This window comes from Asticcacaulis biprosthecium C19, assembly GCF_000204015.1.
GTDB classification, from domain to species: domain Bacteria; phylum Pseudomonadota; class Alphaproteobacteria; order Caulobacterales; family Caulobacteraceae; genus Asticcacaulis; species Asticcacaulis biprosthecius.
The window spans coordinates 2,067,954-2,087,236 of sequence record NZ_GL883077.1 but is presented as its reverse complement, the minus strand read 5'-3'; the positions used below and the strand labels follow the sequence as shown (position 1 = coordinate 2,087,236).

At 61.5% G+C, this 19,283-nt stretch carries 14 protein-coding genes; 7 read left to right on the top strand and 7 right to left on the bottom strand.

Features of this window, described 5'->3' with window-relative positions; translation table 11 throughout:
• Positions 1 to 148: 148 nt before the first annotated feature.
• Complete coding sequence (locus tag ABI_RS09675) at positions 149 to 1,471, bottom strand: UDP-glucose dehydrogenase family protein (protein WP_040308768.1); 1,323 nt, start codon at positions 1,469 to 1,471, stop codon at positions 149 to 151.
• Between the two features lie 187 nt (positions 1,472 to 1,658).
• Here ABI_RS09675 and ABI_RS09670 point away from each other — a divergent pair, with 187 nt between their 5' ends.
• On the top strand, positions 1,659 to 2,456 hold the full coding sequence (locus ABI_RS09670) for a hypothetical protein (RefSeq protein WP_006272750.1): 798 nt from the start codon (positions 1,659 to 1,661) through the stop codon (positions 2,454 to 2,456).
• A 9-nt stretch (positions 2,457 to 2,465) separates the two neighbouring features.
• Here the strand turns inward: ABI_RS09670 and ABI_RS09665 are convergent, their stop codons facing one another.
• The 6 genes from ABI_RS09665 to ABI_RS09640 are packed head-to-tail and all read right to left on the bottom strand — an operon-like array spanning position 2,466 to position 9,087.
• Entirely contained in the window at positions 2,466 to 3,392 is a 927-nt protein-coding gene (locus ABI_RS09665) for an RDD family protein (RefSeq protein ID WP_006272749.1), read from the bottom strand.
• Positions 3,385 to 4,407 (bottom strand): stage II sporulation protein M, encoded by a 1,023-nt coding sequence (locus tag ABI_RS09660; RefSeq protein WP_006272748.1) that lies wholly within the window; start codon positions 4,405 to 4,407, stop codon positions 3,385 to 3,387. Before ABI_RS09660 ends, ABI_RS09665 begins: the two co-directional genes overlap by 8 nt.
• 16 nt (positions 4,408 to 4,423) lie before the next feature.
• A complete protein-coding gene (locus tag ABI_RS09655) occupies positions 4,424 to 5,743 on the bottom strand; it encodes a DUF58 domain-containing protein (protein WP_040308767.1) in 1,320 nt (439 codons plus the stop codon).
• Positions 5,744 to 5,748: 5 nt separating this feature from the next.
• The gene (locus tag ABI_RS09650) at positions 5,749 to 6,702 is read right to left on the bottom strand and encodes an AAA family ATPase (protein ID WP_006272746.1); all 954 of its coding nucleotides are present in this window, start codon (positions 6,700 to 6,702) and stop codon (positions 5,749 to 5,751) included.
• Positions 6,689 to 8,335 (bottom strand): hypothetical protein, encoded by a 1,647-nt coding sequence (locus ABI_RS09645; protein ID WP_006272745.1) that lies wholly within the window; start codon positions 8,333 to 8,335, stop codon positions 6,689 to 6,691. The genes ABI_RS09650 and ABI_RS09645 overlap by 14 nt, the downstream gene beginning before the upstream one ends.
• Positions 8,335 to 9,087, bottom strand: coding sequence for a hypothetical protein (locus tag ABI_RS09640; RefSeq protein WP_006272744.1), 753 nt, complete (start codon positions 9,085 to 9,087; stop codon positions 8,335 to 8,337). The genes ABI_RS09645 and ABI_RS09640 overlap by 1 nt, the downstream gene beginning before the upstream one ends.
• Positions 9,088 to 9,274: 187 nt before the next feature.
• Between ABI_RS09640 and ABI_RS09635 the strand changes: the two genes are divergently transcribed.
• From ABI_RS09635 to ABI_RS09610, 6 genes are all read left to right on the top strand, one after another.
• Positions 9,275 to 10,720 (top strand): Gfo/Idh/MocA family protein, encoded by a 1,446-nt coding sequence (locus ABI_RS09635; protein ID WP_006272743.1) that lies wholly within the window; start codon positions 9,275 to 9,277, stop codon positions 10,718 to 10,720.
• Positions 10,721 to 11,097: 377 nt separating this feature from the next.
• Complete coding sequence (locus ABI_RS09630; RefSeq protein WP_006272742.1) at positions 11,098 to 14,367, top strand: TonB-dependent receptor; 3,270 nt, start codon at positions 11,098 to 11,100, stop codon at positions 14,365 to 14,367.
• A gap of 124 nt (positions 14,368 to 14,491) precedes the next feature.
• Entirely contained in the window at positions 14,492 to 15,223 is a 732-nt protein-coding gene (locus ABI_RS09625; RefSeq protein WP_006272741.1) for a SapC family protein, read from the top strand.
• A 12-nt stretch (positions 15,224 to 15,235) separates the two neighbouring features.
• A complete protein-coding gene (locus ABI_RS09620; RefSeq protein WP_006272740.1) occupies positions 15,236 to 16,264 on the top strand; it encodes a cupin-like domain-containing protein in 1,029 nt (342 codons plus the stop codon).
• Between the two features lie 22 nt (positions 16,265 to 16,286).
• Positions 16,287 to 17,765, top strand: coding sequence for a tryptophan halogenase family protein (locus tag ABI_RS09615; protein ID WP_006272739.1), 1,479 nt, complete (start codon positions 16,287 to 16,289; stop codon positions 17,763 to 17,765).
• A 135-nt stretch (positions 17,766 to 17,900) separates the two neighbouring features.
• Positions 17,901 to 19,145 carry a glycoside hydrolase family 18 protein gene (locus ABI_RS09610; protein ID WP_006272738.1) on the top strand — a complete coding sequence of 415 codons (1,245 nt, stop codon included), beginning with the start codon at positions 17,901 to 17,903 and terminating at the stop codon, positions 19,143 to 19,145.
• Positions 19,146 to 19,283 lie beyond the last annotated feature (138 nt).

Sequence of the window (19,283 nt, the reverse complement as noted above, 5' to 3'; positions counted from 1 at the left end):
GCGCGGAGTTTTTTCGGATATGCGCAAATCCCCGCAGGGACACATCTCAAAGTGCCGTCAAAATAATAAGGACGCCATATGGAATGTGATCACGGATACCGCTGTACGACGCTGTAATAATTCAACCTTTTGGGGATAGGGCCATGCCTCAGGCGGTAATTTCCTCGCCCGGTCGGCCAACGCAGATATAGCGGAAACCATGCCGTGCCACTTCGTCCTTGCGGTAAATATTGCGCAAGTCGACCAGTAGAGGGGTCTTGACCGCGACTTTGATGCGTTTCAGGTCCAGCGCCCTGAACTCGTTCCATTCGGTGACGATGACGACGGCATCAGCGCCCTCGGCGGCCTGGTAGGGACCATCGCAATAGGTGATGAGCGGCAGGACGTGGCGGGCGTTTTCCATCCCCTCAGGGTCGTAGCCACGGATCGTGGCCCCGGCCTTGACCAGTTCCTCGATGATAACGATGGCCGGCGAGTCGCGCATGTCATCGGTCTCAGGCTTGAAGGTCAGTCCGAGGACGGCAATCGTCTTGCCGGCGACCGTTCCACCGGCGGCCTTGATGACCTTGTGGGCCATCTTCGCCTTGCGGCTTTCGTTGACGGCGACCGTCGCTTCGACCAACTGGATCGGAGCATGATATTCCTGCGCAGTCTTCACAAGGGCCAGCGTGTCCTTGGGGAAGCACGACCCGCCATAGCCCGGTCCGGCGTGCAGGAACTTGGTGCCGATACGGTTATCCAGACCGATGCCGCGGGCGACTTCCTGGACATTGGCGCCAACGGCTTCGCACAGGTCGGCCATTTCGTTGATATAGGTGATCTTCATCGCCAGGAAGGCATTGGCAGCGTACTTGATCAGTTCCGAGGTACGGCGCGTGGTGATCATCAGCGGCGCCTGGTTGATGAACAGCGGGCGATAAACCTCGGTCATCACCGGGCGGGCACGCTGGTCCTCGATACCGACCACGATACGGTTGGGGATCATGAAGTCCTTGATGGCCGCGCCTTCACGCAGGAATTCCGGGTTGGAGACAACCGCAACGTCAGCCTTCGGATTGGTGCGGGCAATGATCCGTTCGACTTCATCACCCGTGCCGACCGGAACGGTCGATTTGGTGACCACGACGGTAAAGTCCTTGACGTGGCGGGCAATTTCCTCGGCGACCGCGTAGACATATTTCAGGTCGGCGTGACCGGTTTCCTTGTTCGTCGGGGTGCCGACACCGATGAAAACGACCTCGCAATCCGGTACGCAGTCGGCCATGTCGGTCGAAAAGCGCAGACGGCCGGCCTTGACGTTGTCGCGGACCATTTCTTCCAGGCCCGGCTCGAAGATCGGCATCTTGCCGGCGCGCAGCCCTTCGATCTTGGCGACATCCTTGTCCATGCAGACGATATCGTGACCATATTCGGCCAGGCAGACGCCCGAAACCAGGCCGACATAGCCCGAACCAATCATCGTAATCTTCATCGCACCGAACCTTGATACCCGTCTTTCGCAATTGCGACACCCAAGGCAAAAACCGTTGCGAAGGCAAGCGAAAAATCCCAGAGAGCGGTGTTTTCCCCCCCTTGGATTGTCACTTGGCAAAACCGGCGAGCGGATTTAGCTTCGATGGCTGACGCGCCATCCACAAGACCACATTTAGGGGGACACCATGCGCCTGGATTTCAGTGCACCGTTTTCACGCTTTTTCGATCTGCTGGGCAAAAACTTCGCCCTTTTCGCCGGCCTGGGTCTGGTGGGCGTCATCCTGCCGGCTCTGGCCGTCAGCTACGGTCTGTTCTTCCAGACCGGCTTCGGCGTCTATGACTGGACGGAAAACGCCAGCAATCTCGCCCCTGACGCCTGGTTTTGGCTGGCCGGCGGTTCTGTTTTCATCTGGTTCCTGAAAATGATCAACCTGTCGATGGTGACAGAGGTCGCTATCCTGCGCGCCGTCGGCAAAAAAGCCGATCTCGGAGCCGCCATCAGCGGCGCCCTGCGCAACATCATCCCCATTATCCTGATTTCGATCGTGTGTGGCCTGCTGGTCATGGGCGGCCTGATCCTACTGATCGTGCCCGGCATCATCTGGGCGATTGCCACCTGCGTTGCCGTACCGGCCTATGTCGGCGAACGCGGCATCGGCATCATGGGTGCCATAAACCGGTCGTTCGAATTGACGCGTAACAACCGCTGGACCCTGTTCGCGGTTTTCCTGGTCGTTTTGGTCCTGTTCTTTCTGGTTGCCGGTGTCTTCGGCATGATCGGTGCGGTCGCCATGTTGGGAGGTGGCGCAGTCGGAACGGATCCGGCCAGCGCCAGCGTCCTGTCGATCGTCCAGATCGTCAACATCGTCTTTGAAGCCAGTCTCGAAATCCTGAGCAATGTCTTCGTTGCCGCGCTTTATGTCTGCCTGCGTGAAGTCCCCGGCAAGCAGAATCCGTCTCAGGCAGCCTCCGTCTTCGAATAGGCAGGCGTGTCAGGTCAGCGCCGCCTCGTGCTTGTCCTTGCGGCGCTTGCCCATCAGCATCTTGCCTTCCAGCCACGCCCGCAGCGCGCCGTAATAGGCGCGCAGAAAGGTCTCGTCGGATGGCATGTCGGCCGAGTTTTTGGGCGCCTGCCAACTGATCCGCGCCTTGATCTTGTCGGCGACCGCGCGCATCACCGCCGGCTTGCGTTCGCGCAGGACCTGCTCCAGCACCTGCAGTTCCATCTCGCCATAGGCCAGTTGTTCCGGCGTAAAGGTCAGGCCGATACGGGCGTCGCCTTCCAGGTCGGCCAGGTCGTAGCTCAGAGATGCCTTGGGCATATGGATGACGCGGGTCCCGGCCAGGAAATCGCCCAGGCGGGCATGCTGCTTGTTGAACAAGGGCAGAAGGACCAGGGCCAGGGCCCAAAGGAAGGCCATGAGACTTAGCATCGGGTTGCCCGTGCCCGATGCGCCGCCTAAGATCAGTCCCAGCGGGATATACAGTTCCACCTCGCGCAGGGCGTTGCGGGTAAACACCGCCGCCGGCGTCAGGCGGCCACCGTCATGGGCGACGACACGCAGTTTCAGCGCGCGCTTGCCCGGTGTTGCCGCCTTGGGCCCCATCTCGAAGAAGATGAAATAGCCCGATCGCACGAAGAACCAAGCTGCCAGGCCGAGCACCTGCATGATCGAGGACGCTGCCTTGTGGTCCTCTTTGAAATGCTCCATCGGCAGGATCACCCAGACGATAAGCAGCACGATCGGAATCGCGGCCATGATCAGGAAATCGATCAGCAAGGCCCCCAGGCGCTCGCCGAACGACGCATTGATAAAAGGCAGGATCACACCTTCCGGTGTCGAAATCAGGGTCGCGGTCCGGCCGTATTCGCCGTAGGGGGCATCACTCATCAAATCGCGTTTGGCCGGTTTAGCCATGCCGGCGCTCCCGTCCCACGAAGAAGAAATAGACCAGCCAGAGAACCAGCATGGCGCCGCCAATGGAAAAACGCGCCCAGGATTCGGTGATCAGTTGGCGGCCAAACCCTTCCAGGCAGCCGGCCACGGTCAGCATGGCGGCGACGCCGATCATCACCGTCCCCGTCAGCCGGCCGGCGCCTATCAGCGATTCCCGGCGCGGCTGATCACCCGGAAAGATCAGCCGGCGGCCGACGTGCAGCCCGCAGGCCCCGGCAATGATGATGGCGAACAGTTCCGTCGTGCCATGGATGCTGAGCCAGGCGGCAAACTCCACGCCCAACCCCTTGGAGGCGAACAACCACAGCATGGCGCCCATCGGAATACCGTTGTAGATCAGCAGGGCAAAGGTCGGAAGGCCGAACATGATGCCGAAGGCAAAGGCCATGATTGCCACCTGGGTGTTATGGCCCATCAGGAAGACGGCAAAGGGCGACAGCGCCGAGTCCTCCGTGTTGCCGCCGATCGTCTCCTTCAGGTCATTGACCGAGCTGTCGACCGAACGGAGTTCCCCGGGCAGGAAGAAATGGTACCAGGTGTCGTCCTGGGCGCACAGCACCCAGCCCAGGATGGCGCCGCCAAAGAACAGCACGAAGGCCAGGATGAGTTCCAGCCCAAGTGCGCGGAAACCCCGCGGCCAGGCCCGGACAAAGAAGCTCGACAACACCTCTTTCAGGCGGGTCTGCGGACCATAGATATAGACATAGGCGCGGGCGCACAGGGTCTGAAGGTAAGTGATCAGATTGCGGTCCAGAGAGATCGACTGGGCCATCGACAGGGACGACATGGCCGACCGGTACAGGACCGGCAGGTTTAGCAGTTCATCGATCGAGAAGCTCTTCAGTCCGTCGCGTTCGGCCTTGTCGAGTTGGGCGTTGAGCAGGCGCCAGTCACCCTGGCGCGCGTCGCGGAACTTCTGGCTCTTCAGCTGCAGGACAGGCTTTGGCGCGTTAGAATGATCAGGGTTTTCGGCCATGGTGGAACTCCCTCCCCTACAACCGGTCGGCGCGTTTCAGCGCCAGGTACTTGGTAACGATCGCAGTCGCCATATCTTCCGTCGGTGCTTCCAGCACCTCGATGCCCTGGCGGCGCAGAATGGTGAAGACGCGTTCGCGCTGGACCGCCAGACGGCGGGCAAAGACGGCGCGGGTCACATCTTCGGGTTGGGCTGGGACAGTATCCATCAGGTTGTCGACCACCTCATCCCTGAAGGCGACAAACAGGACAAGATGCTTCTTGCTAAGCCGGTTCAGGCTTTCCAGCATAAGCTCGGCCGACACCTCGTCGATGAAGTCAGTGAACAGGATGATCAACGACCGCCGGCCAACCTTGGCATTGAGGTCCGCCAGGGCCAGGGTGTGATTGGACTCTTCTTCGGAGTCGTCCAGGCCTGACAACTGGTGCTTCAGCACCTCGAAGGCCTGGGTCCCCGACATCATCGGCGCCGCGTGATAGGGCTTGGAGGCAAAGGCGAAGGTGCGGATATTGTCGCCGATCTTCAGCGCGCAATAGCCCAGCAGCAGCCCGGCATAGATGGCGCGGTCCAGCCGCTTCAGACCGGCCAGCGGCTCGCCCATCAGCCGGCCTGTGTCATAGGCCAGCACGATATGATGGTTGCGCTCCGCCTGGAATTCGCGAGACAGCAGTTTCAGGTGCCGCGCTGACGACCGCCAGTCGATGCGGCGATGGTCCTGCGAGGCATCGTATTCGCGCAGGGCATGATATTCCGAGCCGTTGTGAAGCTGGTTCTGAACGCGCACCCCATAGATGTTATCCAGCGAGAACAGGTCCGAGGCGTCGCGCTCCACCCCCTTCAGATCCGGGGTGATGGTGACCCGGGCATCCAGAGCCACCTTCTTCTGGACATAGACCAGGCCCAAAAATCCCGTCCAGCGCAGATAGGCGGCGTCGACCTCCCCCGGCCCGCGCGCTACGGCCTTCAGCTTGAGCTTGCCGTGGAAGCCCTTGTCGTCCGCTTTTTCGAGTTTGCGGTCGTAAACCGACCCCGCCAAAAGACGGTTCAGGCCCAGCCGCAGTTCCAGCCGCCGCGGCAGGCGCCAGGCGGAAAATCGCGCGACGAATGCGACGTCGCGTTCGCTGCCGACACCCAGCGTTTTGGGCAGGACCAGATGGAAGCTCAGTCCCTGGGCGACGGGTGCGAACACCCCATCCAGCACCGCCAGAACGAACAACAGAGTGGTAACCAGCGGGACCCACGCCCAGACCTGCGGCGCAAAGAGGCCAATCCCTATGGCGCCAGGGACGCCCAGGGCCAGCAATGCCAGCAGTCGTGGTGTGGGATATATGGACATCTGGCTTACCGAGGGATCTCGATCTTTTCGAGCAGGGCCTGCAGCACGTTGTCGACCGTCTGGCCTTCGATCTCGGCCGAGGGGGACAGCAGGACGCGGTGGCGCATGCACGGCCGGTACAGCGCCTTGATGTCGTCGGGAAGGACATAGTCGCGGCCGTCCAGCGTCGCCCTCGCGCGGGCGGCCCGGGCCAGCAGGGCGCCGGCACGCGGTGATGCGCCGACGCTGAGCAGCGGCGCGTCGCGAGTGGCGCGGACCAGGGCAACGATATAGTCGAGATTGGCCGGGTTGAGTTTAACCGTCGCCACCGTGTTGATGGCCGCCGTCAGGTCCTGGCCGGACAGGACGGCCGATACGCCGGCGGTCAGCGGATCGGTCGCCGAGGCATTGCCCGAGGTATCGACGATGCGCTTTTCCTCTTCGACCGAGGGGTAACCAAGGATGTGCTTGAACAGGAAGCGATCAAGTTGGGCTTCCGGCAGCGGGTAGGTCCCTTGCTGCTCGATCGGGTTCTGGGTGGCGATGACGGTAAAGTGGCCGCCCAGGTCATGGCGCACGCCATCCAGCGTCACGTGGCGTTCCTGCATGGCTTCCAGCAGCGCGGCCTGGGTCTTGGGCGGGGTCCGGTTGATTTCGTCGGCCAGCAGCAAGTCGCAGAAGATCGGCCCCTTCGACAGGGTGAAGGTCGAGGTCTGGAAGTTGAAGAGGTTCGAGCCCAGTATATCGCCCGGCAGCATGTCCGGTGTGAACTGGATGCGGCCGAACCGCAGCGACAGAGCCTGGCAGAAGGTCCGCGCCAGCAGCGTCTTGGCTGTGCCGGGAGGTCCTTCCAGCAGGATATGACCGCCGGAAAACAGGGCCGTCAACATCAGGTCGACGGTGTCGTGCTGGCCGACGATCACCTTGGCGATCTCGCCCCTCAGGCGCTGGGCCAGGTTTTGAATGTCACTTATGAGCACGTTCGATCTCCGTCTTCCAGGCGTGCAATTTGAGCGTCACGTCGATGAGTTGATGGACGGTAGCGACCCGCGCCGCCTTGTCCTTGAGGTTCAGATAACTGTCGGTCGCACCGTGGGTCGTGCCGATCCGTTCGGCCAGGTCGTCCAGGCTTTGCGCCGGATCGACCTGCATAAAACCGCGGCCGCGGATGACCTGGTCACGCACCAGGGTCGCATAGGCTGGTCCCAGGCGCGTCTCCTTGAACGTGATGGCCATCAACCGCGCGGCATTGTCGGCCAGCGTCCGGACCCCGCGGCCCAGCGGCGGTCCGGCCGGAGCTTCCTGCGCCGGCCCGAAACGGGCAAAGGCCGCCCACATCAGCGCCAGGCCCAGGGTCAGCAGGGCCAGGGGAACGCCCAGGAAAGGTGGCCGGCTCAAGGCGTGCAGCAGGTCGCGGTCGAAGCTCAAACCGTTGAAGGTCATATTGAATACGATCTTCGCCGTCGTCTTTTCCCCCGGGGCGACCCGGTTGATCAGGTCCAGGGCGGTCACCACCTTCTCCGGTTGGGCCAGGATCTGGTTGTTGAGCAGATCGGGATCGCTAAGCAGATAGACAGGCACTTTCGTCGCCGCGCCGCCGGGGACGATGACCCGCGACAGGACCGGGCGTCCGTCCGCCGTGGTCAGAACCGGTTGCAAATTGGGGCCGCTGATGGTCTGCAGGCCCGAAATCTTGCCCGCACGCACTGGCGCGGCAAAAAGTGGCTGCCCAACCGCCGGAGTCAGGACCACATCGGCCTCGACCGGAAGATCCGGGTCGGGCGCATTGCGCGCAGTGACGACCGGATCGTTCTTTGGATTGGCCATCTGGGCCTTGGCCGGCGCAGGACGGCTGACGCGGCGGATATCGTAAGTCACAACATTATAGCTATAGGTGACATACTCTTCGACATGGACTTCGCGGCCCGGCACCTCGACCGGACGGACGATCATGTCGTCCGCACCGTATTCGGTCTCGGTTTCGGTTACGGGGGCCAGGACCTGAAGAACCTGCGCCACGCCCTTGGGATGGCGCAAAACCGGCCCCTGAGCCCAGCGTGGATTGCGGCGATAGGTACCGGCATCCCACTTCGGTGCCACGATCAGAACCGCCTTGCCCAAGGGTTGGTAAAGTATGTGATTGGCACGCACAGGGTCGGGCACCTCGCCGACCTGGCCCTCAAGGAATCGCGCCAGCTGCCGGACATCTCCCTCAACGGTGACAGACGCTTCAGCGCCTTCGGCACTGGCCGACGCGCTGCTCTCCTGAGCGTCCAGAGCGTCATATTTGCTCAGGAACAGGCCGGCCGTTTCATCAAGGGTGATGATTTCGAGGTCACCGCGCTCGGTCTGGCCGGTGTCCTCATAACGGTTGATCACCGTGTAGTAGCCTTCCGCATCCAGCAGGCGGCGTGTACCGGCAAAGCCCTGAGCCGCCACCGAGGTCGGCACCGCCGATGGCGGGCTCTTGGGGTCGGCACCAACCTGGAACAGAATCAGGGCGGCAATGGCAAACATCGACAGGCACAGGAACAGGGCAACCGCCGGCAGCCATCCCGACATCTTGCCGGGCGTCAGGCGTTCGCGCAGGGTTCTTTTTGTCTTCGGCGGCATCAGGCAAGGCCCTCCGCGGCTACGAATTCGACATAGGCCTTGCGGCAGGCGTCGAAGCCTTCCTTGCCGACGGGAATTCCGGCGAAGTAGCTTCGCTCAACCCAACTGACAATCTGACGGAAGGCCGGACGCGCCCCTTCCGGCAACAGCGGGTGAGACAGGATATCCCGCGAGGAAAAGTGTTTGCGCACCAGATCTGGGCGGAAATTGTTGATATCAGCCACCGAACGGACCAGCAGCAGGTGGACGGCTTCGTCGTACCGGCCCTGGGCGGCGAGGGCATCGATATCCTGCAACAGGGCGACGACAGCGTCCTTGGTCGGGCGCCACGGCTTGTCGGCCTTCAGATTGTCGCGCGAGAAGAACCGTTCGAAGCGCGAGCTGATGAACATCCGCGCCACCGGCGACAACAGCAGCAGGATAATCCCAATGCCCAGGGCGTACAGCAGAAAGGGCATGATCGGCGCCAGCGGCGACAGCAGGTCTCCGATGGCCCCGAAGAACTTGCCGATGGCTTCGAAGATCTTGCGCCACATTTCCCCGGTCTTCGGGTCGATCTGGACGGCCGGCGCGAAACTGCTCTGGATGTCGTGCGCCTTGTTGGCCTGTTCGATCAGGTCGCGGGCGTGCTGAAAACCAGCGGCATTGCCCGGCACAGGCCCAGATACAGCGCCAGTTACAGCGCCAGATACAGCGTCTGGAACCGGGTCCACGCTGGCGCTGTCAAGGCTGGCTGCGCCGGAATCGGCCACGTTGTATCGCTCCCCCACGTCGTCCGGCGAGAGTAGGTTGGAAAACCCGGCAAGGTCAAGCGACAACGGCTTTTTTCAGCGGATGCGGACGGGCCGCGGGTATGTTACGCGTACAAGATAAAAATGCGGCCGCACTCACCGGCCCGAACCAAAACGGGGAAAACGCAGACCTTAAAGGGAAGACGCCATGACCGAATCGACCACTCCCCCCGTCGGCCGCCGCGCCGTCATCGCCGGCGCCGCGGCCGGCGTCGCCAGCGCCGTGGCTCCGAAAGTCTATGCCGGCGACAGCCGAAAAGCTTACGCCATCGTCGGCTGCGGCAGCCGCGCCCGCATGTTCCAGGACGCCCTGTGGGGGCCGCACAAGTACCATGGCCGGTTGGTCGCCGTCTGTGACACCAATCCCGGCCGCATGGCCTATGTCGATACGCGCGCTGCCAAGGCCGGGGCCCCTGCCCCCAAGGCCTACGGCATCGCCGACTTCAGCCGCATGGTCCGCGAAACCAAACCCGACGCCCTCATCGTCACCACGCCCGACGCCTATCATGTCGACTATATATTACGCGCGCTGGATGCCGGCCTCGATGTCATCACCGAAAAGCCGATGACCACAGATGCGGTGAAGGCACAGGCCATTCTGGATGCCGTCAAGCGCACCGGCGGCAAGGTCAGGGTCAGCTTCAACTACCGCTACTCGCCCTTCCGCAGCCAGATCAAAGAGATACTTATGTCGGGCGCCATTGGCGATATCCTGTCGGTCGACTTTCACTGGCTGCTCAATACGGTGCACGGCGCCGACTATTTCCGCCGCTGGCACGGTAACAAGGCCATTTCCGGCGGCCTGATGGTACACAAGGCAACCCACCATTTCGACCTGGTCAACTGGTGGCTGTCGGATATGCCGGCGACCGTCAACGCCACGGGCAAGCGCCAGTTTTACACACCGGAGATGGCCCGGCGACTGGGCCTGTCCGGCCCGCATGATCGCTGCCACACTTGCCCGGAAAAAGCCGCCTGCACCTTCCAGTTGGACCTGGCGGCCGACCCCGGCCTGAAGGCGCTGTATCTCGATAACGAGCATCACGACGGCTATTTCCGCGACCGCTGCGTCTTCCGTCCGGACATATCGATCGAAGACACCATGAACGTCATCGTCGGTTACGAAGGCGGCGCGACCCTTAGCTACAGCCTGAATGCGTTCAATGCCTGGGAAGGCTACCATGTCGCCTTCAACGGCACCAAGGGCCGGCTGGAGCATCACCTCAACGAACAGGCCACCACGGCTGGGTCAGGCGCGGCGCAGAGCGAGGCCGAGCGCGGCGGCATCCGCCTCATTCCCTTGCGCCAGGCCGCCCAGGATATTCCGCTGCGCACCGGCACGGGCAGCCACGGCGGCGGCGATGCCGTTATGCTGGCCGACATCTTCGATCCCCATGCGCCGGCCGATCCTCTTCTGCGGACCGCCGACGAACGCGGCGGCGCGGCGTCGATCCTGATCGGCGTGGCGGCCAACCGCTGTTTCGAAACCGGCCAGCCGGTTCGCATCGACAGTCTGGTCACCGGCCTTGGACGCCCCGCCTACCCGCCCATGCCTGGCCGCGACCAGCCGGTCCCTATGCCCCTGCCTGCGTAAAACGCGCCCAACGGACTTGCCTGCGCTTTCAGGCTCACCTCCAGCAGGGAAAGTGTAGCCGTTATGCAACGTATCATTACGCGTGTGGGGTTTCGTGCATAAACCCGCTGGCATGTACAGCTTTGTCATGTTAGCGGTATCGACAAGATATAAAAGAGGCTGAGTTGCCGTACCCTCGGTGATTACGCGCCTCGTGTTTGGGAAGACATCGCGGAAGGGTAAAACCCCCATCGCCATATAGAATTACTGCGGACCTGTGCGCTGTCGCGTGCGCGGGTACGCGGTTCAGTAGCTGTAACTCTGCATAGACTGACGCCAAAAGGCGCAGCGGCAGGGAGCAGAGAGTTATGCAAAAAAACCTTTGTTGGGAGGACTAAATGACTACAACTTTATCGCGTAAAAGGGCCAGCCGTGTGGTGCGGGCCGCTTTCCTGAGCGGCGCATCCACCCTGGCTCTGTGCGCTCTGGCGTCACCGGCGTTCGCGCAGGACGCCCCCGCTGCGGCTCCCGCCGCCGACGAACAAGTCGTCACGATCCGCGGCTCGCTGCAACGGTCGATGAACATCAAAAAGAACGCGGTGGGCATCGTCGACGCCATCTCCGCTGAAGACATCGGCAAGTATCCGGACACCAACCTGGCCGAATCGATCCAGCGCATTCCGGGCGTCGCCATCAACCGCGTCAACGGCGAAGGTTCGGAAGTGACTGTCCGCGGCTTCGGGCCTGCGTTCAACCTCACGACCCTGAACGGTCGTACCCTGCCGACCGCCAACATCCAGGTCGTCGGCGCCGACACGGGCGACTTCGCCGGCGGCGGCACTCGTAACTTTGACTTCGGCAACATCGCTTCCGACGGTGTTTCCGGCTTCGAAGTGTATAAGACCGGCCGCGCCAACATCCCGTCGGGTGGTCTGGGCGCGACCATGAACATCAAGACCCTGCGTCCGATCGGTAAGGCCGGCGCGCAAGGCTCGATAACGGTCAAGGCATTGCACGGCGACGGCATGGTCACCGGTGACGAATGGACCCCGGAAGTGTCGGGCGCCTATAGCTGGGCCAACGACTCGAACACCATGGGCGTGTCGATCTTCGGCGCGCATTCGGTTCGGGACGTGGCGACTCGCTCGTCGACCCAGAATTCCTGGAACCTCGACTACTTCGCAGCCCGCCCGGCCGGCATCACCGCCGGTGGCCTGTTCCTGCCCAGCGGCAACGGCCGCCTTCGCTATGTACCGGCTGCAAACCCTAACGATCCGCCTGTTCTCGCTAGCCAGATCACCAACCGTCCACCCAACACGGCCCTGGTCAGCTATCCTAACGACAGCCGCTACCACTTCTCGGAAAACCACAGCGAGCGTACCAACGTTCAGCTGACCGCCCAATGGCGTCCGATGGAGAACCTGCTGTTGACCTTCGACGCCCTGTACGCGACGTCAGAAGTCTCGGAACAGCGCAGCGACCAGACCAACTGGTTCAACCGTCCGTTCGACAAAATCACCTTCGAACAGGGCGATTCGGGCGTCTATAACGCGGTTTATCTGGAAGAAACCCTGTCCGGTACCAAAGACATCGGTTTCGAGCAGCAGATGCGCGCCACCAAGGATACGCTCAGCTCCGTCGGCCTGAACGCACAGTGGGATCTGAGTGACCGCATGACGGTGACATTCGATCTGGCTCACTCCAAGGGTGAAGCCCTGCCGAACAACCCGAACGGCACGACCTCGACCATGGTGTCGATCGGCGCCCCGGTTGTCAGCCAACACTCGGTCGATTTCCGCGGTGACGTTCCGGTTCAGAAGTATACTGTCAACGACGGTCTTCCGGTTTACCGGCGTAACCCGGCTGGCATCCTGGTCAATGCCAGCAACGTGGCGATCACTGACGCCAACGGCAACTACCTTACCGGCTTCTCAGCCGCTGACCGGGTCATTACGGGCTACCGTGGCAATAACAACGGTAAGCTCGATGCCGGTGACCTTGGCTCGCAGGTCGCGCGGAAGGCTGTCAACAGCCAAACGCACCAGATCGACGAAGCTCGCGTCGACTTTACGTATGATTTCGATGGCGAAAGCCGCGTCGATTTCGGCGTCGACTGGATCAAGTCGGAAATGACCACCACCACCGGCAGCACCTATCATGCGCTCGGGGACTGGGGCATCTCCAACCCAGGCGACGTTGCGCAATATGCGCCGGGCCTGATCGAAACCTTCGACTTGGGCGGCCTGTTCCAGGACTTCACGCCGGGTCAGTCGAATATCGCCTTCCGCGCCAACGCCATCGACCTGTATGCCAAACTGGCCAAGGGTTACAACCAGAACATTCCGGAAGCCTCTCTCACGGCGAACACGATCGAAGAAGACATCAAGGCGGTCTATGGTCAGTTTACCATGAAGGGGGACCTGGTCGGGTTCCCGACAACGGTTGTCGCCGGTATGCGCTATGAAAAGACCGACGTCACGGCGTCGGCCTTGCAAAGCATCCCGACCGCCATCCGCTGGACGGCCGACAATGACTTCGCTCAAAACTTTGGTACGGGCGTAGCCACCTATTCTCTGGAAGCCAGCTACGACAACTGGCTGCCGAATATAGACGTGGTCGTCAGTGCGACCGACCAGATCAAGGTCCGTGCGTCGTACTCCAAGACGATCGCCCGTGCACCTTATGGCGCCATGTACGCGACGACGACGGTGAACAACCCACCGCGCCCGACCCTGAATGGCGTCAATCCGACCGCTACGGTTGGGAACCCCGCCCTGCTGCCTTTCGAGTCGTCCAACATCGACGTTTCGGCGGAGTGGTACTATGGGCCGTCCAACTACGTGTCGATCGGCTTCTATAACAAGGACGTGGCCAACTTCATCACGTCGACGCGCGTTCAGTCCAACCACTTCGGCCTGCGTGACCCGTCGTCGGGTGCCAACGGTTCGCGTTCGGGTACCGCCCGCACCCTTCTGGGGGGCATCAACCAGAGCACGACGGACGTAAACCTGTTCACCATGACGGCCCTGCTGATCAAGCATAACGGCAACACTGGTTTGGCGACAACCGAATACCAAGCGAACCTGGACGGCGGCAACCTGACGCAGTCCTATGTCGACTCGATCCTGGCGGCCTACGATGTGGTCGCAGACGCTCAAGACCCGCTGTTCATGTTCGAAACGAGCACGAACATCAACTCCCGCAGTGGCAATGTCCACGGTATGGAACTCGCGTTCCAGCACTTCCTGGGCGACACCGGTTTCGGCCTTTCGGGCAGCCTGACCACCGTCAAGGGAGACGTCAACTTCGACAACTCGGCGCCTCCGGGCACCACCCAGTTCGCTCTGCTGGGTCTCTCGGACACCTTCAACGTCACCTTGATCTACGACAAGGGCCCGCTGTCGGGCCGCCTGTCCTACAACTGGCGTGACGAATACCTGGTCGGCACCGGTCGTGACGGCGCCGCTGGTAACCCGACCTATGTCGAAGAGTTCGGCGTGATCGACGCCTCGGTGAACTATCAGCTCACCCCGCAAGTCCAGCTGACCTTTGAAGGCCTGAACCTGGGTAAGGAACACCTCCGTACCCACGGCCGCGATAAGGTCAACATGTACTACGCTCAGGAACTGGATACGCGCTACCAAGTGGGCGTGCGTTACAAGTTCTAAGCCTGAACGACGGTTCGCCGTCACGGGAAAGGCCGCGGTTCGCCGCGGCCTTTTTCTTTTATTTGAAACCCGGAATTTCCGGGGGTAAGTCTACAGAATATCCTGCCTTCGAAAGTCCCGAGCCATGCCCAACGCCGTCGCCCTCGACAATGTCCAGCACCACAACCTGAAGGTACGTCCGGGTTACGGCGCACTATATGGCGACGCCATCAACGAGGTGGCCATTTTCGCCAACGAGTTCGCCGACGCACAACGCGACTACCCGATCTATTTCCGCCGCGACGATCGCGGCGGTCTCCAGGCCTATGCCCTGCTGGGGCTCGACAAGGGTGAAAACCTGTTCCTGGATGGCACCGACTGGAAGGCCAGCTACATACCCGCCATGCAGGCCCGCGGACCTTTCATGATCGGTTTCCGCGAACGCGAAGAGGCCGGCGAAGTCAAACGTGAGCCGACCATGGCGATCAATCTCGACGACCCGCGCGTCAGTCGCGACGACGGTCATGCTCTGTTTCTGCCCCAAGGCGGAAACGCTCCTCAGTTGGAGCGCCATGCCCTGGCCTTGCGCACCATTCATACCGGCGTCGATGCCAGTCGCGGCATGTTCAATGCCTTTATCCAGGCCGGGCTGGTTGCCGCAGTCCAGATCGAAGTCAAGCTGGATGATACGACTGAATACAACATCCCCGAAATTTTCTCGATTAGCCAAGAAGCGCTGGGCAAGCTGGAAGGCGCTGCCCTGGAGCGGTTGAACAAGCAGGGTTATCTTGGGCTTGCCTATTATGCGATCGCGTCACTGAGCAATGTCCGCCGCATCATCGCGATGAAAAACCAGCGCCGGGCAGCGCAGGAATAATTGCGAGCAACCATGCCGGACATTTCCAGAACTACGCGGATCATTGCGGGCATCACACCGGATGCCATCCCTTTCGATGAGTTGATGGCCGACCAATCTCCGGTCATTCTCGCCGGGCTGGCGCGCGACTGGCCGCTGGTCCGCGAAGGCCGGGTATCGGCGCGGCGTGCCGCGGACTACCTCAAGACCTTTTATCAGGACAAGCGCGTCGTGGGTTACACCGCTGCGCCCGATATCCGCGGTCGCTTCTTCTACAATGACGATATCAGCGGCATGAATTTCACCGCTGAGCGGGTAGCACTGGACGAATTTCTCGAACGTATTCTTGCCATGGCCGGACATCCCGATGCCCCGTCCTACTATGTTGGCTCGACCGATCTGGGCATCTACCTGCCGGGCCTGAACGAGGCCAATTGCCTGACGCTGGACCATCCGATGTTCGCCCACAACCTGTTGCGCAGCATCTGGATCGGCAATCGCACCACCGCAACCTGCCATTACGACATGTCGCATAACATGGCCGTCTGTGTGGCTGGCCGCCGGCGCTTTACCCTGTTTCCACCTGCCCAGGTCCACAACCTCTATCCCGGTCCGCTGGAGCCGACGCCCGGCGGCCAGGTGGTCAGCATGGTCGATTTTCGCCAACCCGATTACGATCGCTACCCGCGTTTCCGCCTGGCCGAAGCCGCCGGTCAGGTCGCCGAAATGGAACCCGGCGACGTCCTCTTCTACCCCGCACTTTGGTGGCATCATGTCGAGGCGCTGGAGGATTTCAATATCCTGGTCAACTACTGGTGGAATACGACGCCGGTCTATATGGACACGCCGATGAACACCCTGCTGCACGGCCTCTTGAGCCTGCGCGACCGGCCGGATCCTGAGAAACAGGCTTGGCGCGACATGTTCGACTACTATGTCTTCGGCCCAGCCGACCGCGCCGGCGAACACCTGCCAGAAGTGGCGCGTGGCAATCTGGCGCCCATGGATGAAATGAAGGCCAGGCGTTTGCGCGCCATGCTTCTGAACAAATTGAACCGCTAAGAGAAACAGGCAGACCACGATCATGGATGGACAACAGGTCAGGCGCGTCGTCATTGCCGGGGGCGGCACCGCGGGTTGGTGCGCCGCCGCCGCCCTCAGTCGCATGCTGGGACCTTTGCTGGATATCACCCTGGTGGAGTCCGACGACATCGGCATCGTGGGCGTGGGCGAAGCGACCATTCCCACGGTCAGAACCTTTCACAACTTTCTCAACATAAACGAGCGCGACTTCCTGCGCGCAACCAACGGCACGTTCAAGCTCGGCATTGCCTTCGAAAACTGGGGTAGGCCCGGCGATCGCTACATGCACTCATTTGGTACCGTCGGTCGTTCCACCTGGGTCGCTCCCTTTCACCATGTCTGGATGCAGGCGAAGTCAGAGGGCTACGGCGGCAAGCTTGGAGACTACTGTCTTGAACTACAGGCGGCTGAAGCCGGAAAGTTCCAGACATCAGATCAGGGGGGGCTTAACTATGCCTACCATTTCGATGCAGGCCTTTATGGACAATTCCTCCGCAAAATCAGTGAACAGAGCGGGGTCAGACGCATAGAGGGCAAGATATCCCGTGTCGAGCAGCATCCCGAGTCGGGGTTCATTCATGCCCTGCATCTGGAGTCGGGGGAGGTCGTGGAAGGCGATTTGTTCATCGACTGCACCGGCTTCCGCGGTCTCCTCATCGAAGAAACGCTCAAGACCGGGTACGAAGACTGGACACACTGGTTGCCCATGAATCGCGCCGTGGCCGTCCAGACACAAGCCCAGGGCCCTATCCAACCCTATACGCGCGCCATCACGCACGACGCCGGTTGGCGCTGGAGAATTCCGCTCCAAAACCGCGTCGGCAATGGACTGGTCTACAGCAGTGAGTACCTATCGGACGATGCCGCGCGGGACCAGTTGTTGGGATCTCTGGACGCGCCAAGATTGACGGAACCAAGGCTCATCCGGTTTGTAACCGGCCGGCGCCTCAAGACCTGGAACAAGAACTGCCTGACCCTGGGGTTATCGAGCGGGTTCATTGAGCCGTTGGAATCAACCAGCATTCATCTGTTCCAGATCGGTGTCACCAGGTTGATTCAACTCTTCCCCTTCAATGGCATAAGTGACGCGCTGGCCAACCATTTCAACAAGCTGGCATCGGATGAACTAGACATGGTGCGGGATTTTGTCATCCTGCACTACAAGGCGACGCAGCGCGACGACAGTCCGTTCTGGCGTGACCGCCGGGCCATGTCCATTCCTGACAGTTTGGCCCACCGCATCCAGGTGTTCGAGGAGAACGCCGTCGCCTGGCAGGCCTCCGGTGAACTGTTCCGCATCGACTCCTGGCTCCAGGTCATGTTGGGTCAAGGGCTTCAGCCCCGTGGCTGGCATCACCTGGGGCGAATGATCAAGCGTGCACAAGCCGAGAAATTCCTATCCGACATGAGTTCCGGGATCGACCGTGCGGTCGCTGGCATGGCGACACATGAGTCCTTTCTACGCCAGTATCTGGGATAGCGGCGGCGGATCGCCGACACCTACTTCAGGGCAATCCAGAGATTGCGCAGCTTAGTCAGGTCCGCAATTGGACTTGCTTTGGATGCACATTGGCGATAGCTGTTGTGACATTCTCAGACGACAAGGACATATGGGATGCGCACGCGCACGGCTTTCTTTTCCGCCCTCTGTCTGGGCGCGACCTGGCTGGGACTTCCGGCCGCGGCGCAGCCCGTCATCGCCACCTACTACTACCCTTCCGGCGGCACGCAAGCGGCGTTGCAACGTCCCTCGGTGCAGAAGCTGACGCACCTTATCTATTCGTTCGTTCCGGTCTGCGGCGACAGCCCGGCCTTCGACGCAGAGGAGAAGAAGGTGCGCGACCCGATCTGTGCAGGTGTCGCCGACTATGCCATCACCTTGCCCGACACGCCGCAGATCCGCGCGGAACTCACGGCCATTGCCGAGTTGAAGCAGCGCAATCCCGGTCTTAAGATCATCGCCTCGGTCGGCGGCTGGGGCATGCCGATGTACCCGGAAGTGGTCGTGGCGCCGGAAAGGCGAAAGGCCTTTACGGATTCGGCGGTCGCCCTGCTGACAAAGTATCCGGTATTTGACGGGCTGGACATCGACTGGGAATATCCCGGCGGCGGCGACGAGGCGCGCGCGCCACTGTCCGACGCAGGCCGCATGCAGGAGGCAGCGGACCACCGCGCCTTGGTCGAGACTCTGCGCGGTGCCTTCGACGGCCTGGAGATCCAGGATGGCCGCGAGCGCCTGCTGACCACGGCCGTCGCCGGTTATCCACGATCCGTGGCCGGTATCGACTGGAAGGGCGTCGAGGACGACTTCGACCTGGTCTTCGTCATGACCTACGATTTTACGCCGGAGAAGTCTTTCGAGCGGATCGGCGACTATTCCGGCGGTGGCGGCTGGCCCGGCCACCATACCAATCTGGTCGCCGGTCCGTCGACCGAGGGTTACGGGTCGGACGCCATGATTCGCAACCTGGCGGCGGCGGGGGTGCCCAAGGCAAAGATGGTGCTGGGCGCGGGCTTCTATGCCCGTGAGTGGAAGAATGCCCACTTCGAAGAAGGTCGCTTCCCGGCCAGTGGGTCGAGTGGCGAGTTGGCGGGCATGGCCTCGTGGACGGAAGTTCAGGCGCGCGAGCTCGAGGCCAAGGGCTGGACCGCGGGTTATGACGAGACGGCTGAGGCCGCCTATTTCCATGACCCGAAGACGGGCGGCTTCCTGTCGCTGGACACGCCACGGACATTGGCAGCGAAGGGGCGCTATGTGCAGCAGGAGGGGCTGGCGGGTTTGTTTGCCTGGGAGTTGAGCCAGGACGACGGTACCCTGGTCGAGGCTATGGCCACGGCTGTGGCGAAAGACGCAGACTGAATTGTAACCTGACGCGGCGCGAGCCGAGGGTAATACCAACGGCGTTTGGACTTGACTCAAATGTCGTGTGACAATTGCTTCCTACTCCTCCCCATTTCTTCGATGGGGAGGTGGCGCGCAAATGAGCCAGGCCGAAGG